Here is a 641-nt window from a genome sequence, read left to right as displayed (position 1 = left end):
AGCAGATCATGCAGTTGCATGTGCATATAGGTCGCCCCCTCGATTACCCCGCATCAGAAATGCTCACGATCAATTCGCCTGGCGGCGACGCCACGGCCTTTCGGCGCCATCGCTCGTCCGAACAGAATGGATTAACGAGTTATAAATTTCAATTTATGTTTTATCGGACCGTTGATCAGTCCGGATCGCTGATGAACGGTATTGGAGTGTGCGGAGCAGCGGAGCAGCCGTTCTACCGACACGCAGGTATATATTGTATTTGCTTATGTTTTCTCTTTCCAATTGTCCTGAGTTAGTAATCGCCCCTCCGTTCTGTGGCTATTTCGCAACGGTGCTTCATGAAAGCCACGGCTCCGCGCCAAAACAGATTGCCGTTGGGTAAATTTCAATTCATTAATTTGTCTGGGTCTGGCAGCCCCCCGCCTGTTCGCGGGAGTCGACGGGCGGGGCCTGAGGATCGCCGGAACACCGGTGCAATAAGGAGGATTTTCATGCGTAAGCTTCTCATGGCCAGTGGAGCCATTCTGGGGGCGTCCGCCAGTCTGGCGTTTGCCCAGACGCAGGTTCCCGCGAACCCATCGCAAGGCCAGTACGCGGCCCCGTACGCCGGCGGCCCCTCGTACAACAGCAACAACAACTCC

At 55.1% G+C, this 641-nt stretch carries 1 protein-coding gene; it reads left to right on the top strand.

The genetic code is table 11. From position 1 onward, the window contains the following. The coding region (locus GSQ89_RS38765) for a hypothetical protein (protein ID WP_216856428.1) at positions 1-296 on the top strand (296 nt) is incomplete at its 5' end. Positions 297-641 lie beyond the last annotated feature (345 nt).

Source organism: Acidisphaera sp. S103, from assembly GCF_009765975.1.
Classification (GTDB): Bacteria; Pseudomonadota; Alphaproteobacteria; order Acetobacterales; family Acetobacteraceae; genus Rhodopila.
This window is presented reverse-complemented; position numbering and strand designations above follow the sequence as displayed.